The sequence below is a fragment of the Sphingobium vermicomposti genome, from assembly GCF_011762025.1.
Classification (GTDB): domain Bacteria; phylum Pseudomonadota; class Alphaproteobacteria; order Sphingomonadales; family Sphingomonadaceae; genus Sphingobium; species Sphingobium vermicomposti.
Window position 1 is genome coordinate 680759 of the sequence record NZ_JAASQR010000003.1, and the last position, 25439, is coordinate 706197.

General features: G+C 64.7%; 25 protein-coding genes and 1 pseudogene. 15 read left to right on the top strand and 11 right to left on the bottom strand.

What is annotated here, in order from left to right:
- Together FHS54_RS13080 and FHS54_RS13085 are read right to left on the bottom strand one after the other, a co-directional pair.
- On the bottom strand, positions 1–372 hold the full coding sequence (locus FHS54_RS13080) for a hypothetical protein (RefSeq protein ID WP_167304218.1): 372 nt from the start codon (positions 370–372) through the stop codon (positions 1–3).
- On the bottom strand, positions 369–1037 hold the full coding sequence (locus tag FHS54_RS13085; protein WP_167304219.1) for an EI24 domain-containing protein: 669 nt from the start codon (positions 1035–1037) through the stop codon (positions 369–371). The genes FHS54_RS13080 and FHS54_RS13085 overlap by 4 nt, the downstream gene beginning before the upstream one ends.
- Positions 1038–1151: 114 nt before the next feature.
- Between FHS54_RS13085 and FHS54_RS13090 the strand changes: the two genes are divergently transcribed.
- Positions 1152–2150, top strand: a complete 999-nt coding sequence (locus FHS54_RS13090) for a PfkB family carbohydrate kinase (RefSeq protein ID WP_167304220.1) — start codon at positions 1152–1154, stop codon at positions 2148–2150.
- Positions 2151–2171: 21 nt separating this feature from the next.
- On the opposite strand, the gene FHS54_RS13095 is transcribed toward FHS54_RS13090, so the two are convergent.
- From FHS54_RS13095 to tsaD, 3 genes are read right to left on the bottom strand one after another with little or no spacing between them, the layout of a single operon-like run.
- Complete coding sequence (locus FHS54_RS13095; protein WP_167304221.1) at positions 2172–3692, bottom strand: lipopolysaccharide biosynthesis protein; 1521 nt, start codon at positions 3690–3692, stop codon at positions 2172–2174.
- 47 nt (positions 3693–3739) lie between these two features.
- Positions 3740–4711, bottom strand: coding sequence for an NAD(P)H-dependent glycerol-3-phosphate dehydrogenase (locus FHS54_RS13100; RefSeq protein WP_167304222.1), 972 nt, complete (start codon positions 4709–4711; stop codon positions 3740–3742).
- Complete coding sequence (tsaD, locus tag FHS54_RS13105; RefSeq protein ID WP_167304223.1) at positions 4708–5742, bottom strand: tRNA (adenosine(37)-N6)-threonylcarbamoyltransferase complex transferase subunit TsaD; 1035 nt, start codon at positions 5740–5742, stop codon at positions 4708–4710. Before tsaD ends, FHS54_RS13100 begins: the two co-directional genes overlap by 4 nt.
- A 44-nt stretch (positions 5743–5786) precedes the next feature.
- On the opposite strand from tsaD, the gene hemC reads away from it, so the two are divergent.
- From hemC to FHS54_RS13125, 4 genes are all read left to right on the top strand, one after another.
- Positions 5787–6725, top strand: coding sequence for a hydroxymethylbilane synthase (hemC, locus tag FHS54_RS13110; RefSeq protein ID WP_167304224.1), 939 nt, complete (start codon positions 5787–5789; stop codon positions 6723–6725).
- Positions 6722–7390, top strand: coding sequence for a uroporphyrinogen-III synthase (locus tag FHS54_RS13115; protein ID WP_167304225.1), 669 nt, complete (start codon positions 6722–6724; stop codon positions 7388–7390). Before hemC ends, FHS54_RS13115 begins: the two co-directional genes overlap by 4 nt.
- A 9-nt stretch (positions 7391–7399) precedes the next feature.
- Positions 7400–8293 carry a hypothetical protein gene (locus tag FHS54_RS13120; RefSeq protein ID WP_167304226.1) on the top strand — a complete coding sequence of 298 codons (894 nt, stop codon included), beginning with the start codon at positions 7400–7402 and terminating at the stop codon, positions 8291–8293.
- Positions 8294–8406: 113 nt separating this feature from the next.
- Complete coding sequence (locus FHS54_RS13125; protein ID WP_167304495.1) at positions 8407–9159, top strand: alpha/beta fold hydrolase; 753 nt, start codon at positions 8407–8409, stop codon at positions 9157–9159.
- Here the strand turns inward: FHS54_RS13125 and gltX are convergent.
- Both gltX and FHS54_RS13135 read right to left on the bottom strand, forming a co-directional pair.
- On the bottom strand, positions 9146–10471 hold the full coding sequence (gene gltX / locus FHS54_RS13130; protein ID WP_167304227.1) for a glutamate--tRNA ligase: 1326 nt from the start codon (positions 10469–10471) through the stop codon (positions 9146–9148). The two genes, FHS54_RS13125 and gltX, sit on opposite strands and share 14 nt — an antisense overlap.
- A 3-nt stretch (positions 10472–10474) precedes the next feature.
- A complete protein-coding gene (locus FHS54_RS13135; RefSeq protein ID WP_167304228.1) occupies positions 10475–12136 on the bottom strand; it encodes an NAD+ synthase in 1662 nt (553 codons plus the stop codon).
- Between the two features lie 118 nt (positions 12137–12254).
- Here FHS54_RS13135 and FHS54_RS13140 point away from each other — a divergent pair, with 118 nt between their 5' ends.
- Positions 12255–13190, top strand: a complete 936-nt coding sequence (locus tag FHS54_RS13140) for a ribose-phosphate pyrophosphokinase (protein WP_167304229.1) — start codon at positions 12255–12257, stop codon at positions 13188–13190.
- A gap of 21 nt (positions 13191–13211) precedes the next feature.
- Here the strand turns inward: FHS54_RS13140 and FHS54_RS13145 are convergent, their stop codons facing one another.
- Entirely contained in the window at positions 13212–13448 is a 237-nt protein-coding gene (locus FHS54_RS13145; protein WP_167304230.1) for a hypothetical protein, read from the bottom strand.
- A 54-nt stretch (positions 13449–13502) separates the two neighbouring features.
- Positions 13503–13930 (bottom strand): annotated as a pseudogene (locus FHS54_RS13150) (VOC family protein).
- Between the two features lie 70 nt (positions 13931–14000).
- Here FHS54_RS13150 and hisN point away from each other — a divergent pair.
- From hisN to FHS54_RS13190, 8 genes are all read left to right on the top strand, one after another.
- The gene (gene hisN, locus FHS54_RS13155) at positions 14001–14786 is read left to right on the top strand and encodes a histidinol-phosphatase (RefSeq protein WP_167304231.1); all 786 of its coding nucleotides are present in this window, start codon (positions 14001–14003) and stop codon (positions 14784–14786) included.
- Positions 14787–14966: 180 nt separating this feature from the next.
- On the top strand, positions 14967–15170 hold the full coding sequence (rpmI, locus tag FHS54_RS13160) for a 50S ribosomal protein L35 (RefSeq protein WP_167304232.1): 204 nt from the start codon (positions 14967–14969) through the stop codon (positions 15168–15170).
- 13 nt (positions 15171–15183) lie between these two features.
- Positions 15184–15546 carry a 50S ribosomal protein L20 gene (gene rplT, locus FHS54_RS13165; protein ID WP_167304233.1) on the top strand — a complete coding sequence of 121 codons (363 nt, stop codon included), beginning with the start codon at positions 15184–15186 and terminating at the stop codon, positions 15544–15546.
- Between the two features lie 186 nt (positions 15547–15732).
- A complete protein-coding gene (pheS, locus tag FHS54_RS13170) occupies positions 15733–16824 on the top strand; it encodes a phenylalanine--tRNA ligase subunit alpha (protein ID WP_167304234.1) in 1092 nt (363 codons plus the stop codon).
- The gene (gene pheT, locus FHS54_RS13175) at positions 16821–19235 is read left to right on the top strand and encodes a phenylalanine--tRNA ligase subunit beta (protein WP_167304235.1); all 2415 of its coding nucleotides are present in this window, start codon (positions 16821–16823) and stop codon (positions 19233–19235) included. The genes pheS and pheT overlap by 4 nt, the downstream gene beginning before the upstream one ends.
- Positions 19236–19300: 65 nt before the next feature.
- Positions 19301–20182 carry an aldose epimerase family protein gene (locus FHS54_RS13180; RefSeq protein WP_167304236.1) on the top strand — a complete coding sequence of 294 codons (882 nt, stop codon included), beginning with the start codon at positions 19301–19303 and terminating at the stop codon, positions 20180–20182.
- 121 nt (positions 20183–20303) lie between these two features.
- On the top strand, positions 20304–21869 hold the full coding sequence (locus tag FHS54_RS13185) for a peptide chain release factor 3 (RefSeq protein ID WP_167304237.1): 1566 nt from the start codon (positions 20304–20306) through the stop codon (positions 21867–21869).
- A gap of 18 nt (positions 21870–21887) precedes the next feature.
- Positions 21888–22505 (top strand): glutathione S-transferase, encoded by a 618-nt coding sequence (locus tag FHS54_RS13190; RefSeq protein ID WP_167304238.1) that lies wholly within the window; start codon positions 21888–21890, stop codon positions 22503–22505.
- Here FHS54_RS13190 and metW read toward each other — a convergent pair.
- Together metW and metX are read right to left on the bottom strand one after the other, a co-directional pair.
- Positions 22502–23095: a methionine biosynthesis protein MetW gene (gene metW / locus FHS54_RS13195; RefSeq protein WP_167304239.1), complete on the bottom strand. Its 594-nt coding sequence runs from the start codon at positions 23093–23095 to the stop codon at positions 22502–22504. The genes FHS54_RS13190 and metW overlap by 4 nt on opposite strands.
- On the bottom strand, positions 23092–24228 hold the full coding sequence (gene metX / locus FHS54_RS13200; protein WP_167304240.1) for a homoserine O-acetyltransferase MetX: 1137 nt from the start codon (positions 24226–24228) through the stop codon (positions 23092–23094). The genes metW and metX overlap by 4 nt, the downstream gene beginning before the upstream one ends.
- Positions 24229–24341: 113 nt before the next feature.
- Here metX and hisC point away from each other — a divergent pair, with 113 nt between their 5' ends.
- Positions 24342–25439 carry a histidinol-phosphate transaminase gene (hisC, locus tag FHS54_RS13205; RefSeq protein WP_167304241.1) on the top strand — a complete coding sequence of 366 codons (1098 nt, stop codon included), beginning with the start codon at positions 24342–24344 and terminating at the stop codon, positions 25437–25439.

Here is a 25439-nt window from a genome sequence, read left to right on the forward strand (position 1 = left end):
TTAGCGCCTCTGCAGCGCGGCGGCACAACCGGCTGGATCAACGTCGGCCCCCACCGGACTGCGCGCATCGACATGGGTGACTACCGGCTCCCTGCCGCGCGCGGGGGCATAGAGATAGGCGTCGAGCACGCAGCGGCCATTGGCGAACTGCAATTTGCGCATCGCGCTTTCCCGAATGTCGAGCCGGGGCGTCCCGAACATCTGCGTCAGGTGACGCGCGTCCATGCCCATCAGGGGACCCGACTTGGCAAAAGCGCTGGCGGGCGGGCCTGCGGGCGAAGGGCGAGCGGGTCCGGGCGGAACGAGTCCGCCACTACAGGCGGCAAGCGGTAATGAGATGATGGCGGCCAAGGCCAGCCGTGCGAGGGTCATGCGGCTTTCCTTCTGACGCCGTGCAGCATGTGCACCGCCATAGCCGCGCTCCAGATCGGCGCAAGCAGGTTGACCAGCGGAATGAGGAACAGAAGCGCCGAAACGAGGCCCATGCGCCACCGGCTGACGGAGGGAATGGGTGGCAGGGCGGGGTGACGCGGCTCCACCATGTCGGCCAGGTCACGGCCCAGCAGATAGGCGTTGAGCAACAGGAACAATCCCACCGTGCCGACGCCTGTTGCAAGCAAGACGATATAGGCCGGAAGGGCAAGCAGGTTCCAGCCGATCGTCCGCGCCACAGACGTGAGGGCGAAGCGCAAGCTGCGCGCAAAGCCCACGGGCTTGGCTCGGGCGGCGGCGGCAGGGTAGCTTTCGCGCTCCACCGTCACGATGATATTGTCGGCAAAGAAGCCCATGACCGCCATGGCGGCGGTGCGGAACAACAGCCAGCCAAGCGCGACCGCTCCCAGCGCGGTCGCCGCTGCCTCCGCCAGGCCGCCGCCGCCCCAGCCGAAATAGACGCGCACCGCGTGCACCGCGCTCCACAATCCCAGCGCCGCCATGGCGAACAGCAGGAGCGTGATCAGCAACGTCTTGACCAGCAGGCGCAGGGCCGCTCGATGAAACAGCGTCCGAAAGGCGCGCAAAGCGGCAATGATAACCATGGCCGACCTATCCCGCTCCTTCGCCGCCGCGTCAATCAGCGCCGTTGCGCGGGGGCGCGCCGATCGATAGAGACCGCAGCCAAATTATGTCTTTCTCCATCATAAGGATGTCGCGTGACCGCAGCTCCCACGCTTGATGTTGTCGCCATCGGCAACGCCATTGTCGACGTACTCGCGCCGAGCGATGACGCATTTCTGGCCGAGCATGCCCTGACGAAGGGCGGCATGCAGCTGATCGACGCGGCGATGGCGGAAAGCCTTTATGCGGACATGGCTGCTGGCAAGGAAGTCAGCGGCGGGTCGGCCGCCAACACGCTGGCTGGCCTGGCGGCGCTGGGAAAAAAATGCGCCTTCATCGGACAGGTTTGCGATGACCAGCTGGGGGCAGTGTTCACGCATGACGTGCGCGCGCTGGGCATCCGCTATGAAACGCCCGCCGTCAGCAGCGAAGTGCCCACCGCCCGCTGCCTGATCCTGGTGACGCCCGACGCGCAGCGGACGATGAACACATTTCTGGGCGCGTCCCAGTTCCTGCCGCAATCGGCGGTCGACATGGACCTGATCCGGTCGGCGTCGATCCTGTATCTGGAAGGCTATTTGTGGGACCCCGAACAGCCGCGCGCGGCCATGCGGGCTGCCATCGCCGCCGCGCGGGAGGCGGGACGGAAAGTCGCCTTCACCCTGTCGGATAATTTCGTGATCGCCCGCCATCGCGACGATTTCATCGACCTGATCGACCAGGGGATGATCGACATATTGTTTTCGAACGAGGGTGAAATCCAGTCGCTGGCGCAGATCGATGATTTCGAACGCGCGGTCGCAGCCATCGCCGCGCGCGTGCCGGTGCTGGTATCGACCCGCAGCGAAAAGGGCGCGATCGCCGTGGTCGATGGCATGCGTTACGAAACGCTGGCCGCTTCGGTTGAAGCCGTCGTCGACACGACGGGCGCGGGGGACCTGTTCGCCGCCGGTTTCCTGGCCGGGCATCTGGAGGGGCTGGACGTCGAAAAATGCCTGAAGCTGGGCGCGGCGGCGGCGGCTGAGGTTATCTCGCACTGGGGCGCGCGGCCAGAACGGGATTTGCTGGCGATCCGGGCGAAAACGCTGGGTTAAACTGAAGCCGGGAAGCGCAGCTTACGCCTTTTGGCTGCGGAACAAGGCCCGGTCATCCGGGCCGAAGCCCCAGCGCCAGATGACCAGGCCATAGACGCCCAATATCGTCGCGATGCCAAAGACCAGCTCCACCCATTCAAAGCGGGGGGGCAGCGCGACGAAGACCCCACCGGCGGCGCAGGCAACCGCGGACGCGCCCAGCAGCGGCCAGCGCCAGGCATTGACCCGCGCGCCTAAAAGCCGGGCGAGCAATCGCGCCTTTACCACTGCCCCGACGCCGAGCGCGATGCACAGTGCGAGCGCGGGCGCGGCGGCGATCGCCACCTGCGACAGGCCCATGTCCCGTGCCGCCAGGATAAGGGCGAAGCTGAGCAAAGCCTGCAGCCCGATCATCATCAGCGATATCATGAGGTTGCGATGCCGCGCGATATAGACCAGCGCCGATTCGCTGACGACGGCGGTGGCGGCGACGACCTCCGCCAGCAGTAGGAAGGCGAGCGCGCCCGTTCCGCCGACAAAATGCGGACCGACCAGACCCATCACCGCTTCACCGGGAATGCCCAGCGCCAACGCGATCCCCGCCTGCGCGGCAATGATCCAGAAACCGACCTGGCTCACCTGCCGGGCGATGGCGGTCAGATTGCCTTCCGCCAGATTGCGGGTGATGACCGGACCCAATATCGGGTCGAAACTGGTCTTGAGCTTTTGGGGCAGGGACGCGACCTGCTGTGCGACATAATAGACGCCGACCGCCGCGGGGCTGACGAAGAGGCCCAGGATCGCCAGATCCAGTCGACGCGACCCCCATTCGATGCCGTCCGCAGCCGCCAGCGGCAGGTTGCGCCGCGCCAGCCGCAAGAGACGGCCAAAGTCGGGACGCCAGCCATGGGGAATACCATAATGGCGGGTCATGGGAATGATCGACGCCACCAACGCGGCGAACATCGACAGCACATAGGATAGGATGAGGCCGTCGCGGGTCGAATAAAAGGCGAAGGCGAACGCGCCGATGCTGATCGCCCAGGGCTCTATGATCGACCGCGCGCGCACTGTCGCCCCGACGTCGAAACGATAGGCGCAGGCCGCCAGCGCCACATCCGAACCCGCGACCGCGATCACGATCAGCGGCAACAGCCGGTCCAGCCCGTTGATCGAGCTGTTGGGAAACATGGCGTAGGGAAAGGCGACCAGCAGGCCCGCCGCGATCAGCGATGCGCCCAATGTCACGGCCATGGCGTCGGTCACGACATGGCTGTGGGGCCGTTCGGTTTGCGACAAGGCGCCCGCCAGCCCGCGTTTCAGCCCCAGCGTCGCCAGCTGTGCCGCAAATTCCACGACCAGCACGGCATAGGCGAAACGGCCCAGCGATTCCGCGCCATACCAGCGCCCCGCGATGAACAGAAAAGGCAGCCGCGCAGCCAGACGCAGCAGGAAACCGAAAAGGTTGGTCCGGCCGCCCCTGGCAAGAGCTGCAATGTCATCCTGTTGCGCAGAAGGAGAATCCGTTACCGGCAAAGAATAAGGATCCCCTCGTCGCTTCATGTCTGTTGCTGTTATGGTAAACGATAATCGAAAATGGGGCGACGATATTATTCGGGCCGCAACGGACGCGTGAGCAGCGCATCGATGACCTGAACAAGCGGCGCAGCTTCTTCCAGCAGGGCGCAGACCGCTTCCACCACGGGCATGTCGACGCCGACGGATCGCGCCGCTTCTCGCAACACCGGCGCTGTGAAAGCGCCCTCCGCCACCGTCCGCCGATTGGTCAGCAGTTCGGCAGCCGAGCGTCCTTCGCCCAGCCCCTTGCCCAGCGAAAAATTGCGTGAGTTGGTCGAGGAGCAGGTGAGCACAAGGTCGCCCAGTCCCGACAGCCCGCCCAGGGTTTCGGCGCGCGCGCCCCGCGCAAGGCCAAAGCGCGTCATTTCGGCAAAGCCGCGACTGATGAGGGCGGCGCGCGCATTAAGGCCAAGCCCCGCGCCATCCGCCACGCCGCACGCGATGGCGAGCACATTCTTGACCGCTCCGCCAATCTCCGCGCCCACGACATCGTCCGAAATATAGGGACGGAAGGCCGGGCGAGCGATCCGCGCGGCGATGCGGGCGGCCAGTTCGGCGTCGGCACAGGCCAGCGTGATCGCGGTGGGCAGGCCCCTGGCAACTTCATGCGCGAAGGTCGGACCTGAAAGGACCGCGATGGGCGAAGCGGACTGCGCCTGTTCGGCCACTTCCGACATCAACAGGCCGGTGCCTGCTTCAATCCCCTTGGAACACAGGATCAGCGGTATTCCGGCGGGGGCGCTGCCGACGATACCGCGCAGATGCTGGGCGGGGCAGACAATCAGCAGCATGTCCCTGTCGGCCATGTCCGCCATGTCGCCGCTGGCGCGCAAAGAGGGGTTGAGAGGCACTTCGGGAAGGTAGAGCGGGTTGACCCGATCGCGATTGATCGCATCCACCACGTCAGGTTCGAACGCCCAGAGCCGGACATCATCACCGCCTGCCGACAATGTCTGGGCAAGGGCCGTGCCCCATGCCCCCGCGCCGATAACGCCTGCCTTCATGCCTTCACCCCCGCGCCGCGCGCCTTTTCCGCCCCCGGATCCAATGGCCAGCGCGGGCGCGCCGGCACTGTCAGATCATCGACCAGCCCCGCCGCATAGCGTTCCGCGCCCGCCCAGGCGATCATCGCCGCATTGTCGGTGCAAAGCCACAGCGGCGGCGCAACGAACGGCAAGTCATGCTTGCTGGCAAGCATTTCCAGGGCCTGGCGGATCGACTGGTTGGCGGCCACCCCGCCCGCCACGACCAGCGCGGTGATGTCGCCAAGACCGCCCAGCTGCTTTTCAGTGCGGTCGACCAAGCAGTCGATCACCGCCTGCTGAAAGCTCGCCGCAATGTCTTCGGTTGAATATTGGCCCGATTGCGCCGCCCGCATCACCGCGCTTTTAAGCCCTGCGAAGGAGAAATGCGGTTCAGCCGTCCCTACCAGCGGGCGGGGCAGCGGCACGGCCTTGGCGTCGCCCTTGGCTGCGGCCTGTTCGACGGCAGGTCCGCCGGGATAGCCCAGGCCCAGCAGCTTGGCGGTCTTGTCAAATGCCTCACCCGACGCATCGTCGATGGTCGTGGCAAGGCGGGCGTAGTCGCCGGGGCCACGGACGTGGAGCAACTGGCAATGGCCGCCAGACACCAGCAGCAGCAGATAGGGAAATTGCAGCGATGGGTTGGCGAGGCGAGGCGACAGCGCATGGCCTTCCAGATGATTGACGGCGATCAGCGGCTTGCCCGCCGCATGGGCCAGCGCCTTGCCCGTGACCAGGCCGACCATCACACCGCCGATCAGCCCCGGCCCAGCCGTCGCCGCAATCACATCGACATCGGCCAGCGTCATGTCTGCATCGGCCAGCACGGCGGCGATCAGCGGGCTTAACGCCTCGACATGGGCGCGGGCGGCGATTTCGGGGACCACGCCGCCATAGGGGCGATGCGCCTCTTCCTGCGTGGCGAGGCGATGGGCCAATATCTTGCTATCCGCCGTCACCAACGCTGCCGCCGTTTCGTCGCAGCTTGATTCCAGGCCCAGGATGATCGTCATTGCAGCTTCCATCTAATGGCCGCGATCATTAGAGCAAGCAGGATATGACTCTGCCCTCCTTCCTGTCCGACCGCCCTCTTCGCCTTGGCACCAGAGGATCGCCCCTTGCGCTGGTGCAGGCGCGGATGACCGCCGAGGCATTGTGCACCCGACACGGGTTAGCCCCCGACACGATCGAAACGGTCGTGGTGCAGACCAGCGGCGACCGCATCCAGGACCGCGCGCTGGCCGAAATCGGCGGCAAGGCATTGTGGACCAAGGAACTGGACCGCGCGCTGATGGCGGGCGAGATCGATTTTGCCGTCCATTCGATGAAGGATGTGGAGACGCTGCGTCCGCCCGCCATCCGCATAGCCGCCATGCTGCCCCGCGCCGACGCGCGCGACCGGCTGGTCGGGGCCGCGAGTTTCGAGGCGCTGCCCAATGATCCGGTGGTGGGAAGCAGCTCACCGCGCCGCGCGGCGCAGGTGAAACGGTTACGCCCCGATGCCACAGTGATCCTGTTTCGCGGCAATGTCGCCACGCGCCTGGCCAAGCTGGCGTCGGGGGAAGCGGATGCGACGCTGCTCGCGGCGGCGGGGCTGGACCGTCTGGGACGATCCGATGTGGGCACGACCATATCGCCAGACGTCATGCTGCCCGCGCCCTCGCAAGGTGCAGTGGGCATAGAGACGCTGGGCGACAATGCGGAAATGCTGGCGATGCTGGCGGCGATCAATGACGCCGACACCTATGATTGCGTGATGGCCGAACGGTCGGTGCTGAAGGGACTGGGCGGGACCTGCCATTCGCCGATCGCGGCGCTGGCGCAGATGCAGGGCAGCGAAATCAGCCTACGTGCGGAGATATTGAGCGCGGACGGCCGCGAAGTCGTCAGCGATCAGTGCGTGCTGGCGCGCGGGGCGCTGGACGATGCCGAAGATCTTGGCCGGTCGCTGCTGCAACGCGCCAGCCCGGAGCTTCGCGCCCTGTTCGAAACGTGAGGCCAGTCATCATCCTGCGGCCTGAACCGGGCGCTGAAGAGACTGCCGCCCGCGCCCTGACGCTTGGCCTGACCGTCCGTCTCTGTCCCCTGTTCGAAGCGCGGGCGGTGGCGTGGACCGCGCCTGCGGCAGCGCAGTTCGACGCCCTATTGCTGACCAGCGCGCAGGCCGCGCGGCTGGCAGGGCCGCAACTGGCGGCTTACCGCAATCTTCCGGCTTATGCGGTCGGCGGCGCGACGGCGCGCGCGCTGGCGGCGCAGGGATTTGATAGCATCGTTTCCGGCGATCAGGATGGCAACGCCATCGCCGCCAGGATCGCGGCGGATGGTCACCGCCGGGTGCTGCATCTGGGCGGGCGAACCGTTGCTGCCATCGCCCAAGGGCCGCTCTCCATCCAGCGGACCATCATCTATGAGATGGTGGGGCGTGCCGGCGCTGAGCTGGCAACGCTGTTGCAACCCGGTGCGGTGCTGTTGATCCATTCGCCGCGCGCAGGGCAGAAAGTCGCTGATCTGGTTCCGGTGAACCTTCGCGATCAGTTCCATATCGTCGCCATCAGCCCGGCTGCCCTGTCGGCCTGTGGCGATGGTTGGGCGAGCGCGGAGACCCCCGATCGCCCCGATGATGAGAGGATGCTGGCCCTAGCCGCCCGATTGTGCGAATGATCCCGCACCATGGAAGAAACTCTGTCGATGAGCGATGAAGGCGGCGCGGCGAACGCCCCGGCAACTCCGCCGCCTGCACGTCCACGCGCACGGTGGCTGCTGCTGGCGCTACTGCTGGCCTTCATAATCGGTGTCGTCATCACCCTGTTGGCCATGCCCCATTTGCAAAAACGCTGGGGCAGTGGCGCGCGGCAGATGCCTGTTTCGGCGGACCCATATCTGCGCGGGACGACAGCGCCCGGCGTTGCCCCGCGGCCCCTGTCGAACGATGCGGCGCAGATGCTGGACGGACGGGTAGTGCAGCTGGAACAGCGGCTGAACCGCATTACCGTCGAAGCGCAGGCCGCGTCCAACAATGCCGCGCGCGCCGAAGGATTGCTGATCGCCTTTGCCGCCCGGCGCGCGCTCGATAGCGGGACGCCGCTCGGCTATGTCGAAGGGCAGCTGCGGCTCCGGTTCGGTCAGGCACAGCCGCGCGCGGTGGCGACCATCATCAACGCAGCGCGGGAACCGGTGACTTTGCCCGACCTGCGCGGCGGGCTGATGGGGATCGCCGATCGGCTGACGATGGCTGGACCGGACACCGGCTGGTGGGAAGCGCTGGAACATGAAGTGCGCGAACTGGTGACCATTCGCCGGGCGTCCACGCCTTCGCCGCGCCCGCAGGCGGCGATGGACCGCGCGATCCGGTTCATGGATGCGGGAAGGGTCGGACCGGCCCTGGCCGAAGTGGAACATATGCCGGGCCGCGCCGCCGCCGACCGTTGGTTGCAGCTCGCCCGCCGTTATCTGGAGGCGCACCGCGCGCTGGACCTCATCGAAACGGCTGCCATATTGGAACCGCGCCAGTTGCGCGCAGTGGATGGCACAGCAGGCGCACCGACCTCTCCGCTGACACCCTGACCTTCTGTCACAATCGACCAACGGTTTACCAGCGCGGCTGAAACCTCTGGACGCGCGGCGCATTTGTCATGAATATGTCATCTTTCGCCCACGCGCTGGAGGATCATGTTTTCGTGCCGCCCTATGCCGACGCCATAACAAGCTTCTGGAAAGGGCGTCTCGCCGGTGGGTCCGGCGCGGCTGAACGACCTTCGCTTCAGCATCTGATCGGCAACGCATCCATGCCATTCGACCTGGCGCGCAGCCGGGCGCAGGCGGCATCGCTGGCCGCTACGATAAGGGGTGATGGCCGCCAATTGCTGCTGCTGCCCGGCCTGCTCGCGTCGGAACACAGGATGGAGCCGATGCGCGCGATCCTGGAATCGGCAGGGTTCCGGGCGCATGGCTGGGGCATGGGGCGCAATTTTGGCCCTCGCGCCGACACGCTGGAACAGATTGACCGCCGTATCGATCAGATCCGCCGTAACACCAGCGGCGATCCCGTGACCCTGATCGGGTGGAGCCTGGGCGGCCTGTTCGCGCGCGAATATGCCAAATTTGCGCGGGCCAAGGTTGGCGGCGTCGTGACCATGGGCACGCCCTTTTCCGGCGATCCACGCGCCAACCATGCGTGGCGCATCTACCAGCTGATATCCGGTTTTCCCGTGGACCGCCCGCCCTTCACCTGCCGCCGGGAAGAAAAGCCATCCGTGCCCACGGTCGCTCTGTGGTCAAGGCGCGACGGGGTGATCATGCCCGCATGCGCTCGAGGCCGACGGGGCGAGCGGGATCATGCGATAGAGGTGGATTGCACCCACATGGGCTTTGCCGTCGCGCCCGAAGGCATATTGGCGGTGGGCCGCGCGCTGGAGGCTATGCGCGGCTGAGCCGCCGAACCGCTTCCTCCTTGCCGATCAGGGGCAGCAACTGTCCCATGTCCGGTCCATGATCGATCCCCGTCAGCGCCCGCCGCAGAGGCAGGAACAGGGACTTGCCCTTGCGGCCGGTTTCCCCCTTCAGCCGATCCGTCAGCGTCCGCCAGATGTCCGCATCGAAATTTTCCTGTGACAGCGCGCTAGCCGCAAGCTCCAGAAATTCGCCATCTTCTGGCGCGGGCGCTTCTATCGGCCCGGTAACGATCCGCCACCAGTCCGCCGCCTGCGCCACGGTTTCCAGATTGGGCCGGATGACATCCCACGCCCCGGCGTCCATGCCGGATGGCAGCCGGTCCGCCACGGTAGCATAGGGCAGCAAATGCACGATTTTTTGGTTGAGATGCGCCAGTTCGCCCTCATCGAACCGCGCAGGCGCGCGACCGAACCGGGCAAAGTCGAAACTGTCGATCAACGGCTGCGGATCAGCGAGCGGCTCGATCGCCATGCTGGTGCCCAGCCGAGCGAGCATCGACACGATAGCCATGGGTTCAAGGCCGATTTCCCGGAAATGCGCTACGCCCAGTGACCCCAGCCGCTTGGACAGCTTTCCTTCGCTGCCGGTCAGCAACGCCTCATGCGCGAATTGCGGTATGGGCGCGCCCAGGGCAGAGAACATCTGGATTTGCGCCGCCGTGTTGGTGACATGATCTTCACCGCGCAACACGTGAGTGACGCCCATGTCGATATCGTCGATGACGGAAGGCAGCATGTAGAGCCAGCTTCCGTCCGCGCGGCGGATCACCGGGTCGGACAGCAGCCTGGGGTCGAAGCGCTGCTCCCCCCGGATCAGGTCGGTCCAGACAATCGGCCGATCATGATCCAGCCGGAAACGCCAGTGCGGCTTGCGCCCCTCAGCCTCATGGGCGGCGATCTGGTCGGCGGTCAGGGTCAGCGCGGCGCGGTCATACACCGGCGCCAGGCCGCGCCCCAGCAGCACCTTGCGGCGCAATTCCAGTTCCTGCTGCGTTTCATAGGCGGGATAGACATGGCCAGCAGCCTTCAGGGCTTCGAACCTGGCTTCATACAAGGCGAACCGGTCGGACTGGCGCTGTTCATCATCCCAGTCCAGCCCCAGCCAGCGAAGGTCGGCGCGGATCGCGTCGGCATATTCCGGGCGCGATCGTTCCTGATCGGTGTCGTCCAGGCGCAAAAGGAAGCTGCCGCCGCTTTTCCGCGCCCACAGCCAGTTGTGCAGCGCGGCGCGGATGTTGCCGACGTGGAGGTTGCCGGTGGGCGAAGGGGCAAAGCGAGTGATGACGGTCATGGGCTACAGCGTCCGAAAGGCGTTGGTGATCGGATAGCGGCGATCCCGTCCGAAGTTGCGGATGCCCAGCTTCACGCCGGGCGGCGACTGGCGGCGCTTATATTCAGCGACGTAGAGCAGGCGTTCGATCCGCGCGACCATGTCGCGGTCGAAACCGCGCGCGACCAGCTGTTCGACCGACAGTTCCTCTTCCACCAGCCCATAGAGGATGGGGTCGAGCAGGTCATAGGGCGGCAGGCTGTCCTCATCCTTTTGATCATCGCGCAGTTCGGCACTCGGCGGCTTGGTGATGACGCGTTCGGGCATGACCGGGCCAGCGGGACCCACGCCTTCGCCCAGTGACGGCACATTGGCGTTCCGCCAGCGGCTAAGGTCAAACACGGTCGTCTTGTAGGCGTCCTTCAGCACGGAATAGCCGCCCGCCATGTCGCCATAAATGGTGGCATAACCGACCGACATCTCGCTCTTGTTGCCGGTGGTCAGCAGCATGTGGCCAAATTTGTTGGACAGCGCCATGAGCAAGACGCCGCGAATGCGCGACTGTATATTTTCTTCGGTCAAATCACGCTGCCGTTCCGCGAATACGTCGCCCAGCATGGCGTCGAACGCCGCGGTGCCAGCTTCGATCGGGATGACGTCATAACGCACCCCCAGCAGCCGGGCGCATTCGACCGCATCGTCCAGGCTGTGCTGACTGGTGAAACGCGACGGCATCATCACGCACCACACCCTGTCCGCGCCCAGCGCATCGACGGCGACGGCGGCGGACAGCGCGGAATCGATACCGCCCGACAGGCCCAGCACCACGCCGGGGAAACGGTTGCGGTCGACATAGTCGCGCAGGGCGATGGTCATCGCATTGTAGATGTCGGCGGGGCGCTCATCTAGGGCGTGACGCTCACCGGGCATGCATATCCATTGCCCGTCCCATTTTTCCCATTGCGTCAGGACCAGCGCCTCCTCCCAATCGGGCAGTTGATGCGCGATGGAAAGGTCCGCCCCCATGACGAAGGACGCGCCGTCGAAGGCGAGCTCATCCTGCCCGCCAACCCGGTTGATGTAGATCAGCGGCAGGCCGGTTTCGCGCACGCGCGTTCCAGCGACTGCGTTGATGCGGCGGTCATCCTTGTCGATCTCAAACGGGCTGCCATTGGGGCTGATCAACAATTCCGCCCCTTCCGCACGCAGATGGGCGGTAACAAAGGGAAACCATATGTCCTCGCAGATCGGCACGCCGATCTTCACGCCCTTGAAATCGATGGGGGCCGGCAGCGGGCCGGGCGCGAACAGGCGCTTTTCGTCAAAGGTTCCGTAGTTGGGAAGTTCACGTTTCTGCCGGATCGCGGTCACGGCCCCATTTTCCAGCAACGCGACGACGTTGAACAGCACGCCCTGGGAAGCCACGACCGTGCCCACCAGCATGGCGGGGCCGCCGTCCGCCGTTGCCTGCGCCAGGCGGTCAAGTTCCTGATTGGCCCGTTCAACCAGCGCGGGTTTCAGCACCAGATCTTCCGGCGGATAGCCGATCAGCTGAAGTTCGGGGAAGACGATGAGGTCGGCTTCCCTCGCACGTTCGCGCCATTGCAGCATCGCATCGGCATTGGCGGCAAGATCCCCCACTGACTGAGTCATCTGGGCTAGGGCGATCACAAGTTTGTCGGTCATGGGCCAGCGCCCTAATCCATTTTCCCACAAGGCGCAAAAGCGCCTTTCCAGTCGCGGCAACGCCCGCTAAAGGGGCCGCGTTTCTCAGCGTCATCAATTCGTCACGGGGGTCCAGGCCATGAAACTCATGACCGGCAATTCCAATAAGCCGCTAGCGGCCGCCATTGCGGACTATATCGAAATTCCCCTGACCGACGCGAGCGTCCGCCGCTTCGCCGACGAAGAGGTTTTCGTGGAAATTCATGAGAATGTCCGCGGCGAAGATGTGTTCGTGATCCAGTCGACCAGCTACCCGACCAACGACAATCTGATGGAATTGCTGATCATGATCGACGCGCTGAAACGCGCGTCGGCCAAGCGAATCACGGCGGTTGTCCCTTATTTCGGCTATGCTCGGCAGGACCGGAAACCTGGCCCCCGCACCCCGATTTCAGCCAAGCTGGTCGCCAACCTGATCACCACGGCGGGCGCGAACCGCGTTTTGTCGGTCGACCTGCATGCCGGGCAGATCCAGGGCTTTTTCGACATTCCGACCGACAATCTGTTCGGTGCGCCAGTCATGTCGGCGGACATTCAGGCCCGTTTCGGCGACCGCAACCTGATGGTCGTGTCGCCCGACGTCGGCGGCGTGGTGCGCGCCCGGGCGCTGGCCAAGCGGCTGGACAACGCCCCCCTGGCCATCGTCGACAAGCGGCGTGAACGGGCGGGCGAATCGGAAGTCATGAATATCATCGGCGACGTGAAGGGCCGCTTTTGCATCCTGATCGACGACATCGTCGATTCGGCAGGCACGCTGTGCAACGCGGCTGCGGCGCTGAAAGCTGCGGGGGCCGAGGATGTGGTCGCCTATGTCAGCCATGGCGTGTTGTCGGGCGGCGCGGTGGCGCGGGTCGAAGCGTCGGAGCTCAAGGAACTGGTCATCACCGATTCGATCCAGGGCGTCGATGCGGTGTGCAACTCCAAGAGCATCCGTCATCTGCCTATCGCCCCGTTGCTGGGCGAAGCCATCAAGCGCATCGCGGACGAAAGCTCGGTATCCAGCCTGTTTGACTGATTGAAGTTGCGCCGCACGACTTTATGCGGTGGGCAGCAGCACCAGCGGCAGGCAGAATAGCAGGATCAGCGCGGTGACGACCCGCTGGGCACGGGAAATGCCCAGCGGCTTTCCGTGCCACAGCATCGGGCAGGCGAGCAACGCGAGCAGGAACAGCATGTTCGACAGGCTGGAGGACCCGCCCACCGGCATGTCCTGCCGCAGCGCCAGCGCGCCCAGCAGGGCCGCGAAACTCAAGAACCAGCCGATCAGCGCCACGCCCAACTCCTTGCCTACCGCCAGAAAGTCTAACGCGGCAGCGTTGCCGAAGCCTTAAACCGCCCCGGCCCAGGGATCGTAAGTGCCGAAACTCCAGAGATTGCCCTCTGGATCGAGCGTTTCATAGCCGCGCCCCGGATAGCCCATATTGTCATGCGGTTCGGAAATGACGACCGCGCCTTCATTCCGCGCATGAAGGCAATGGGCGTCGGCGTCGGGCACCACCACATAGATGCAGCTGGTCACGCCCCCCAGTTCGCGCGGGGTGGTCCAGCTATATAGCGATTCGTCCTGCCCCTCGCGCGCGTGCCCAGCATGATCATGCCATCGCCCAGCACCAGCTCGGCATGATGGACGATAGTGGGATCATCCTGATCCTCATAGGAAGCGCGCACTTCAAAACCGAAGGCCGAACAGAGGAAGGCGATGGCGGCGGGCGCATCGGCGTAGCGCAGACCGGGGATGACGGGTGAGCCGGGCATTGTTCGCTCCTTCATCGTCAAGTAGGCCTCAGCCTAGCGCGGGCGGCCCTTTGCCGCTAGGGCAAAGCGCATGACCACTCGCGACGACCTGACCCTTGCCAACCGCCTTGCCGACGCCGCCGCGGCGGCGATCCGCCCCTTTTTCCGCGCGCGTTACGATACGGAATTCAAGTCCGACCAATCCCCGGTGACCGAAGCCGACCGGGCCGCCGAAGCCGCGATTCGCGCTATATTGGAACAGGAACGGCCCCAGGACGGCATTATCGGCGAAGAATATGGTGCCACGCGCGAAGATGCGGAGCGAGTGTGGGTGCTCGACCCGATCGACGGCACGCGCAGCTTCATCGCGGGCCGACCGATCTTTGGCACCTTGATCGCACTGACACAGGCAGGCTGGCCCACGGTCGGCATCATCGACCAGCCCATCGCCAAGGAACGCTGGGCCGGGATGGTGGGCCAGCCGACGACCTTCAACGGACAGCCGGTAAAAACACGCGCCTGCCGGTCGCTGGAGGATGCGATCCTCGCCAGCACCGGGCCGCAATATTTCCCCGGCTGCACGGGCGAGCATTTTTCCCGACTGGCGGGTCAATGCCGCGACACGGTGTGGGGTGGCGACTGTTATAATTACGGATTGGTGGCTTCGGGGCATGTCGATATCGTCATCGAAGCAGGCCTGAAGCTGCATGATATCGCCGCGCTGGTTCCGGTGGTGGAGGGCGCTGGCGGGCGCATGTGCGACTGGACGGGCGAGCCGGTGACGACAGAAGGTGACGGCCGGGTCATCGCGATTGGCGATCCGGCCCGGCTGGAAGACGTGCTGGAGGCGCTGGCCGAAGGACATCACCAGCATTGACGGCGTCCACCCGCCGTTCTTCCGGCGAACGATGTTGATGGCGGCTTTCGGTGCCGAATCGCCTTGCTTTCCTGCGCTCAGCCGACTATGCGCCGCCCTTCGCGATATTTGGAGGGACCGCCCGGCTAACTAGGGCTGCCGGGGCTGTCTATAATCGTCGCGCTGAAGAAGGAGACGAAAATGCCCAAGCTCAAGACCAAGAGCGGTGTGAAGAAGCGCTTCAAGTTCACCGCTTCCGGCAAGGTCAAGCACGGCGTCGCTGGCAAGCGTCACCGCCTGATCAGCCATAACGCCAAGTATATCCGCCAGAACCGTGGCACGTCGGTATTGTCCGACGCCGATGTTTCACACGTGCGCCTCTGGGCGCCCTACGGCCTGAAGTAAGGAGTAGAGGCACATGGCACGCGTAAAACGTGGTACGACCACCAAGGCGAAGCATAAGAGGATTTTGGATCAGGCGAAGGGCTATTATGGCCGTCGCAAGAACACGATCCGCATCGCTCGCCAGGCCGTCGAAAAAGCCGGGCAATATGCCTATCGCGACCGTAAGGTTAAGAAGCGTTCCTTCCGCGGCCTGTGGATCCAGCGCATCAACGCTGGTGTTCGCGCCGAAGGTCTGACCTATTCGCAGTTCATGCACGGCCTGAAGTTGGCCGGTGTGGAGCTGGACCGCAAGGTTCTGGCCGACATTGCGATGCACGAAGGCGAGGCGTTCAGCGCCATCATCGCCCAGGCGAAGGCTGCGCTGCCCGCAGCTTGAACCGGATCGGTCGCAAGATCGTACAAAAGGGCGCCGGAGCAGATGCTTCCGGCGCCCTTTTTGTTTTCTCGGCCACGTTCCCCCGGAATATGAAGGATGCGCTGGGCACGCCTGAGCCTTCCCTTGCGCGGCGCGTCCGGCTAAGGCGCAGCCAAACTTTCCGCCTACCGGGAACGACGAAGCCTTATGAGTGAAATTGCCAATCTGAAAGCCGGCCTGATCGCCGACATTGCCGCCGCCGATACGCTGGAGGCGCTGGAAGCCCTGCGCGTGGGCGCGATGGGCAAGAATGGCGTCGTGACCGGACTGCTCAAGACGCTGGGGCCGATGAGCCCGGAGGATCGGTTGGAAAAGGGTCCGCCGATCCAGGATCTGCGCGAAAGCGTCGCCGCTGCGCTCGCAACGCGCAAGGCGGCGTTGGAGCAGGCGGCTCTGGACGCACAGCTGGCCGCCGAAAAGATCGACATGACGCTGCCCGCCGATCCGGGTCCGCAAGGATCGGTGCATCCCGTGTCCCAGGTCATGGACGAACTAGCGGAAATCTTCGCTGATCTCGGCTTTTCCGTGGCGACCGGGCCAGAGATTGAGGATCAGTGGCATAATTTCACGGCGCTCAACATGCCTGAAACCCATCCGGCGCGCGCCATGCACGACACTTTCTACCTGAGCGCCGAAGATGGCGCGGAACCCAAGGTGCTGCGCACCCATACGTCCCCCGTGCAGATCCGCACGATGATGAATCAGGAACCGCCGATTCGCATCATTGCGCCGGGACGGGTCTATCGTTCGGACAGCGATGCCACACATACGCCGATGTTCCACCAGATTGAAGGACTGGTGATCGACAAGGGCATTACGCTCGGCCACCTCAAATGGACGCTGGAAACATTTCTCAAGGCATTCTTTGAACGGGATGACATCGTGCTGCGGCTTCGACCGAGCTACTTCCCCTTCACGGAACCGTCTGTGGAAGTCGACGTGGGCTATATGCTGACGAACGGACAGCGTGTGATCGGCGGCGACGGCGACGCGCCGGGCGGCGGCTGGCTGGAAGTGCTGGGCAGCGGCATGGTGAACCGACGGGTGATCGAGGCCTGTGGGCTGGACCCGGATGAGTGGCAGGGCTTCGCCTTCGGCACCGGCGTCGACCGACTGGCGATGCTGAAATATGGGATGAACGACTTGCGCGCTTTCTTCGACGGCGATCTGCGCTGGCTGCGGCATTATGGTTTTTCGGCGCTGGACGTGCCGACGCTGAGCGGAGGAGTGGGCGCATGAAGTTCACCCTGAGCTGGCTCAAGACGCACCTCAACACCGATGCTGACCTGAGCACCATCCTGAAAGGCCTGACCAATATCGGGCTGGAAGTCGAAGGCGTCGAAAGCCCGGCGGAAAAGCTGGGGGCGTTCCGCATTGCCCGTGTTCTGACCGCCGATCCCCATCCGCAGGCCGACAAGCTGCAGGTCCTGACCGTCGATGCGGGCGATGGCCCGCTGCAGGTCGTGTGCGGCGCGCCCAATGCGCGCGCAGGCCTGATTGGCGTGTTCGGCGCCGAAGGCGCGGTGGTGCCGGTCAATGGCATGGTCCTGAAAAAGACCGCCATTCGCGGGGTCGAATCCAACGGCATGATGTGTTCGTTCCGGGAACTGGAACTGGGCGAGGATCATGACGGCATCATCGACCTCGACCCGCAGGCACCGGTCGGGCAGGTCTATGCGCAGTGGGCGGGTCTGGACGATCCGGTCATCGACGTGTCGATCACCCCCAACCGGCAGGATTGCATGGGCGTGCGCGGGATTGCGCGGGATCTGGCAGCGGCGGGCCTTGGCACGCTGAATGCGATCATCGTGCCTGAGATCAATGGTGCCGGACCCGGTCCCGATGTCCGGGTCGATGATGCCGATGGCTGCCCCGCCTTTTTCGCGCGGACGGTGAAGGGCGTCACCAATGGGCAATCGCCTGAATGGATGGCGCGACGGCTGAAAGCGATCGGGCAGAAGCCGATCAGCACGCTGGTCGATATCACCAACTATCTGATGATCGACCTGGGGCGACCGCTGCATGTCTATGATCTGGACGTGCTGAAGGGACCATTGGTAGCGCGCAAGGGACGTGCGGGCGAAGAGGTGCTGGCGCTCAACGGCAAGACCTACACGGTGGACGACACGATGACCGTCATCGCGGACGATGCGGCGGTGCACGACATTGGCGGCATCATGGGCGGCGAACATTCGGGTGCGCAGGACAGCACGACCGGCGTGCTGATCGAATGCGCCTATTTCACGCCGGAGCGGATCGCGATGACGGGGCAGAAGCTCGCCCTCACATCCGATGCGCGCGGGCGGTTCGAGCGCGGGGTCGATCCCGCCTTCCTCGACGACGGCCTGTCGATCGCGACCGACCTGGTGGTGAAGCTGTGCGGCGGCACCCCCAGCGAAGCGACGCGGGCGGGCGAGCCGCCCGTCGCGGCCAACACGGTTCGTTACGACCCATCGCAATGCCTGTCGTTGGCGGGCGTCTACGTGGGGGACGATGAGCAGAAGCGCATCCTGCAAAGCCTAGGCTTCGGCATTGAGGAACATGACGCCACCTTCGACTATCAGGACGGCGTGCCGGTGACGACGCCCGCTTACTGGACCGTCAGCGTTCCTAGCTGGCGGCGGGACGTGGATGGCTGGCCCGATCTGGTCGAGGAAGTGGTGCGGATCGTCGGGCTGGATCAGGTGCCATCCACCCCCCTGCCCCGCACGCCAGGCGTCGCCAAGGCGACGGCAACGGTCGAACAGTTGATGGAGCGCCGCGTGCGGCGGACGGCGGCTGCGCGCGGCCTGTCGGAAGCGATCAACTGGTCCTTCATCTCCGAAAAGGAAGCGGCCAGCATTGGCGGTGGCGACTGGGCGCTGGCCAATCCGATTTCGGAGGACCTTAAGGTCATGCGCCCGTCCCTGTTGCCGGGCCTGCTGTCGGCTTCGCGACGGAACGTGGATCGCGGCGCTTCTTCGGTATGGCTGTTCGAGCTGGGCCGCCGTTATTTCGCCGACAGGGAAAGGGCCACCGCGAGTTTTGTACTCGCTGGGGAAAAGCTCCCGCGTGGCTGGCAAACGGGGAAGGCGCAGGCCTTCACGGCCTTTGATGCCAAGAGTGAAGTCGTCGCTCTGCTGGCGGCGGCAGGGGCGCCGGTGGGCAATTTGCAGAGCTTTGGCGAGGCGTCGGCTGCCTATCATCCGGGGCAGTCGGGCACGTTGCGGCTAGGTCCGAAGACGGTGCTGGCGGAGTTTGGCGTTTTGCATCCTTCGTTAGCTAAGCAATTTGGTTTGACCGGCACGGTGGTGGCAGGCGAGATTTTTCTGGATGCGATCCCGGCCAAACGCCGGAATGGCTTTATGCGCGCACCCTACGCGCCGCCCGCCCTGCAGGCGGTGAAGCGCGATTTCGCCTTTGTCGTGGACGAGGCGCTGGAGGCGGATGCGCTGGTCCGTGCGGTCAGGGGTGCTGACAAGAAGAGCATCGTCGATGTGCGGCTGTTCGATGTCTTTGCTGGTCCCGGCGTCGAAGAAAGCAAGAAAAGCCTGGCCATCGAAGTGACCCTGCAACCAGGGGACAAGAGCTTTTCGCAAGAAGAACTGGACGCGATCAGCGCCAGCATCGTGAAGGCAGCGGAGAAGCTGGGCGGCGTGCTGCGGGGGTGAGGCCTCCCCAATCATGTGAGGCAGGAACGGTTTCTCGACTGCGCTCGAAACGAACGGAGGTTGGAGTGGAGGGCCTTGTTTCCATCGGGTCGGATGGCCTGACCGCCAGCATCAATCCCATGGGCGCGGAGCTTTGGTCGCTGAAGGACGCGCAGGGACGCGAACTGATGACCGACGCCGATCCGCGTTGGTGGACTGGGCATGCGCCGCTGCTCTTTCCCTTTGTCGGGCGGTCGCGGGGGGATGTTTATCGGCTGGACGGGCGCGACTATAGCATGCCGCAACATGGCTTTGCGCGCCGCATGGCCTTTACCCAAGTGGAACATCTGCCGGAATCGGCGACCTTCCGGCTGGAGGCAGACGCCGAAACGCGGGCCGTCTATCCGTTCGACTTCCGGCTGGACATGCAGTTCGCCCTTGCCGGGGGAACGGTGATGATGACGGCCATGGTGACGAACCGGGGCGATGGCCACATGCCCTTTTCCTTCGGCTACCATCCCGCCTTTGCCTGGCCCCTGCCCTTTGGCGGGTCGGTCGAAGAGCATCGCGTCGAATTCGAACAGCCCGAACCCGCCGCCCTGCGCAAGGTGGGCGACGAACCCGGCCTGATCGCGCGCGAAACTGCGCCATCCCCGGTCGAGGGCAGGATGCTGACCCCCACTTATGCGATGTTCGAAGGCGACGCGCTGATCTGGGACGATCTGAAAAGCCGCAGCCTGCATTGGGGGGTGCCGGGACGCACGCGTTTGCGGATCGATTTTCCCGACACACCCTGGCTGGGCCTGTGGCAAAAGCCGGGCGCGCATTATCTGTGCGTCGAACCCTGGGCGGGGATGGCGGACCTTGTCGGCTTTGATGGGGATGTGTGGGACAAGCAGGGCATCATGCGATTGCTGCCCGGCGAAGAGCGGCGGTTCCGCATGGACGTGACGGTCGTGGACGTGTAACGGCGGCTTCCATGATTCCGTTCGGGCTGAGCCTGTCGAAGCCTCTTCCCTGGAAGGAAGCAAAGCCCTTCGACAAGCTCAGGGCGAACGGTTGTTTTTGTACCGAGCCCCCGACAGCATCATGACCATTCCATCCCGCCGCACCTTCGCGATCATTTCCCACCCTGACGCTGGCAAGACCACGCTGACCGAAAAGCTGTTGCTGGAAGGCGGCGCGATCCACCTGGCCGGAGAGGTCAAGGCACGCGGGGCGAACCGGCGCGCGCGGTCGGACTGGATGAAGATCGAGCAGCAGCGCGGGATTTCCGTGACCAGCTCGGTCATGACGTTCGAGCGGGATGGCATCACGTTCAACCTGCTGGATACACCGGGGCACGAGGATTTTTCCGAAGATACCTATCGCACACTGACCGCAGTGGATTCGGCGGTCATGGTGATCGACGCGGCCAAGGGCATCGAGCCGCAGACCCGCAAGCTGTTCGAAGTCTGCCGCCTGCGCAACGTGCCGATCATCACCTTCGTCAACAAGGTCGACCGCGAGGGCCGCGACGCCTTTGCCCTGCTGGATGAAGTGGCCGATGCGCTGGCGCTGGACGTGTGTCCGATGAGCTGGCCGGTGGGCATGGGCGGCGAGTTCGAAGGCGTTTACGACTTTGCCAAGAACCGACTGCGGCAACCGAGTGGCCCCAGCAAGGAATTTGAGGGCAAGGAAGTGTTCGTCGAGGGCATCGACGATGATGCGCTGGCGGAGCATATTTCCACGCGGGGGCTGGCGAAGCTGCGGGAAGAGGCGGAGCTTGCCGTCGGCGGCTATGCCGATTTCGATCTGGCCGCCTATCGCCACGGCGACCTGACGCCGGTCTATTTCGGATCGGCGTTGAAGCTGTTCGGTGTCACCGAATTGATCGACGCGCTCGCCGCCCACGCGCCGCCACCGCGCGCGCAACCCGCCGAGCCTGCGCCGGTGGAGCCCGAAAATGGCGAAGTGACGGGCTTCATCTTCAAGGTGCAGGCCAATATGGACCCGCAGCACCGCGACCGCATCGCGTTCATGCGGCTATGTTCGGGCAAGTTCCGGCGCGGCATGAAGCTGACGCCCAGCGGATCGGGCAAGCCCATCGCGGTGCATTCCCCCATCCTCTTTTTCGCGCAGGATCGCGAGATTGCGGACGAGGCCTTTCCCGGCGACATCATCGGCATTCCCAACCATGGCACTTTGCGGGTTGGGGACACGCTGAGCGAGAAGGCGGGGGTGCGCTTTACCGGCCTGCCAAACTTTGCACCGGAAATATTGCGGCGCGTGGTGCTGAAGGATCCGACCAAGACCAAGCAGCTTCGCAAAGCGCTGGATGACCTGTCCGAGGAAGGAGTGATCCAGGTTTTCTATCCCGAAATTGGCAGCAACTGGGTGGTCGGCGTGGTCGGGCAGTTGCAGCTCGAAGTGCTGATTTCGCGGCTGGAGGCGGAATATAAGGTGGCGGCGGGGCTGGAGCCTGCGCCGTTCGATACCGCGCGCTGGGTTTCGGGCGATGATGCGGCGGTCAGGGACCTGGCGTCGTTCAACGTGTCGAACATGGCGAAGGATCGCGATGGCAATCTGGTCTTCATGGCCAAGAGCGCATGGGATGTAGGTTACCAGCAGGAGCGGCATCCGAAGGTGAAATTCAGCGCGACCAAGGAACGCTGACGGCATCGGCGGCGCGATATGACCGCCATCCTCTACAGTTTTCGGCGTTGTCCCTATGCCATGCGGGCGCGGATGGCCCTGATCGCCAGTGGGCAGCCAGTGGAGTTGCGGGAAGTCGTGCTGCGCGACAAGCCGCCCGCCATGCTGTCGCTGTCCCCCAAGGGCACGGTTCCAGTGCTGGCGCTGCCGGACGGGGCGGTGATCGACGAGAGCCTGGACATCATGCGCTGGGCGCTGCGCTTGCGCGACCCGGAAGGCTGGCTGGACGGGGATGACGCCGCGCTGATCGCGACGAATGATGGACCGTTCAAGCAGCATCTGGACCGCTATAAATATGCGACCCGCTATGGATCGGACCCGCTGGTCCATCGTGCTGGGGCAATGGAAGTGCTGGGCGAACTGGAGGCGCGGCTCGTGGCCAGTGACTATCTGTGCGGAGCGCATAGAACGCTCGCCGACATCGCTATCTTTCCCTTTGTGCGGCAATTTGCGGGAACGGAACCGGCGTGGTTCGAAGCGCAGCCTTTGCCACGGGTGCAGGCGTGGTTGCGGGCTCTGGTGGCGTCCGAGCTATTTGCCCGCGCCATGGTGCGCAAGCCTGCGTGGCAGCCAGGGGACGCCGCGGTCTTTCTCTAACGGCGCAGCAGGAAGACGGCGTGCTCGGCGAACAGATTGGCGTTCGCGTGGGTGGTTTCCTTGTCGCCCTTCAGGAACCACTGGCCATCGATTGTCCAGCCCCGCTCCTTCACCAGCGCGCGGAAATCGTCGACTGTCACATGATGGATGTTGAGCGTGTCATACCATGTGTCGGGCAGCAGCCGCGTCACCGGCATGCGGCCGCCCCACAGCAGCGACAGCCGACCACGCCAATGGGCAAAATTGGGAAAGGATACGAAGGCCTGCCGCCCGATGCGCAGCAATTCGTCCACGACCAGGTCGGGGCGGCGCGTCGTTTGCAACGTCTGGCTCAGGATCGCATAGTCGAAACTGGCGTCGGGATAATAGGTGAGGTCGGTGTCGGCATCCCCCTGCACCACTGACAGGCCACGACCGACAGCGGCGGCGACATTTCCCGCGTCAATCTCCAGTCCTCGCGCGTCGACTTTCTTGGTGTCCCTGAGCGCCGCCATCAAGCCGCCCTCACCGCAGCCCACATCCAGCACGCGCGCGTCAGGCTTTACCATGCGAGCGATCAGGGCCAGGTCCGGCCGCAGATTGTCGATCATGCGCGCCCGCCCTTCAGGAACCCGTTCACCACGCGGTTCAGTTCCGGGCATTCCAGCAGGAAGGCGTCATGGCCAAAGGGGCTGGACAGCTCCACAAAGCTGGCCTGCGCGCCGCTGGCGTTGAGAGCGTGGACGATGATGCGGGATTCGGCGGTCGGGTAAAGCCAGTCGGTGTCGAAGCTGACCAGGCAGAATCGCGCGCGCGACGCGGCGAAGGCAGAGGCAAGGCTGCCGCCATGATCTTCCGCAATGTCATAATAGTCCATGGCGCGGGTGATGTAGAGATAGCTGTTGGCGTCGAACCGCTCGACAAAGCTCAGCCCCTGGTGGCGCAGATAGCTTTCCACCTGAAAATCGGCGTCGAACCCGAACGTCTTGGCATCGCGGCCCTGCAGGCGGCGGCCGAATTTTTCGGTGAGGCCCGCTTCGGACAGATAGGTGATGTGCGCAGCCATGCGCGCGACGGCCAGGCCCGCGCTCGGCACCTGGGCGTCGGCATAATAGTCGCCGCCGCGCCAGTTGGGATCGGCCATGATCGCCTGACGCCCCACTTCGTGGAATGCGATATTCTGGGCGCTGTGGCGCGCGGTGGAGGCGATGACGATGCAGGCTTCGACGCGGTCGGGGAACAGTGTCGGCCAGCTGAGCGCCTGCATGCCGCCCATCGATCCGCCGATGACAGCGGAAAGGCGATCGACCCCCAGATGGTCGAGCAGCATCGCCTGAGCGCGCACCATGTCGGCGATGGTCAACACCGGAAAGCGCATGGCGTAAGGGCCGTTGATCGCGGGATCGACGCTGGCCGGGCCGCTCGACCCCATGCAGCTGCCGATGACGTTGGAGCATATGATGAAGTGGCGCGCCGGGTCGACCGGCTTTCCTTCGCCGACCATGCGCCACCACCAGCCCGGTTTGCCGGTGACGGGATGGTCGGACGCGACATATTGGTCGCCGGTCAGCGCGTGGCAGATGAGGATGACGTTCGACTTGTCCTCATTCATCCGGCCATAGGTTTCATAGGCGATGTCGACGGGACCAAGCGCCGCGCCGCTGTCCAGCCGCAGGGGGCCGGGCAGGCGGGCCTGGCGGCGCAGGCCGAAACGATTGTCGTCGGTGGTGGGGGCGCTGGCCATGGTCCAAGCGGGCTAGGACCGTGGGGCGATGCTGTCAATCGGGTGGAGGCAGGGCTTCACCGTCGCATCCAGCGGCGCTTTGCCTTTGGCGCGGATGACGCTAAAGCCCGGCCATGACGAAACCTGCACCCAAGGACTGGATTCTCGGCATCTCCCCCTATGTGCCGGGCAAGGCGGCCGCCGATGACGGTAGGCCGCTGATCAAGCTGTCGGCGAACGAAAATCCGCTGGGCACCAGTCCGGCGGCGCGCGCGGCGCTGGTCGCGGCGACGGCGGACCTTGCCACCTATCCTGATCCCGGCGCGGCGAAGATGCGTGAGGCGATTGCCGCCGCCCACGGGCTGGACCCGGCGCGGGTCATTTATGGCACGGGATCGGACGAACTGCTGCATATCGCGGCGAGCGCCTATGCAGGCCCCGGCGACGAGATTCTCTACGTCCGCTATGGGTTTTCGGTTTATGATATCGCCGCCCGGCGGGTGGGTGCGATCCCGGTGATTGCGCCCGACGCGGATTATGCGACCGACGTGGACGCGCTGCTGGCCTGCGTCACCGACAGGACGAAGGTCGTGTTCCTGGCCAATCCCAATAATCCCACCGGCACCATGACGCCGCGCGAGGACATTGCCCGGCTGCACGCGGCGCTGCGCCCCGACATATTGTTCGTCCTGGATCAGGCCTATGCCGAATATCTGGATGGGGATGAGGATGATGGCGGGATGGAATTGGCGAAGAGCGCGGCCAACGTGTTGGTGACGCGGACCTTCTCCAAGATTCATGGATTGGCCGCCGAACGGATAGGCTGGGGCTATGCCAGCGCAGAGATTATCGACGCGCTGCACCGCATCCGCGCGCCGTTCAACGTCACGACCGCTGGGCAGGCCGCCGCCATCGCCGCGATCCGGGACAGCGGCTGGGTGGATGCAAGCCGCACCCATAACCGCCAGTGGCGCGAATGGCTGGCGGCGGAAATCGCCGCGCTGTCCAACCATGGCCTGCGCGCGGTGCCCAGCAAGGCCAATTTCCTGCTGATCCTGTTCGAAGGAAAGCTGACCGCCGAGGCCGCGATGAAGGGATTGTGGGACGAAGGCTATGCCACGCGCTGGCTGCCGGGCCAGGGGCTGCCCCACGGCCTGCGCATCACCATCGGCACGGCAGAGCAGGTCCGCGCCGTCGCGGCCAAGCTGCGCGCCATGGCGGAGGCCGCGTAG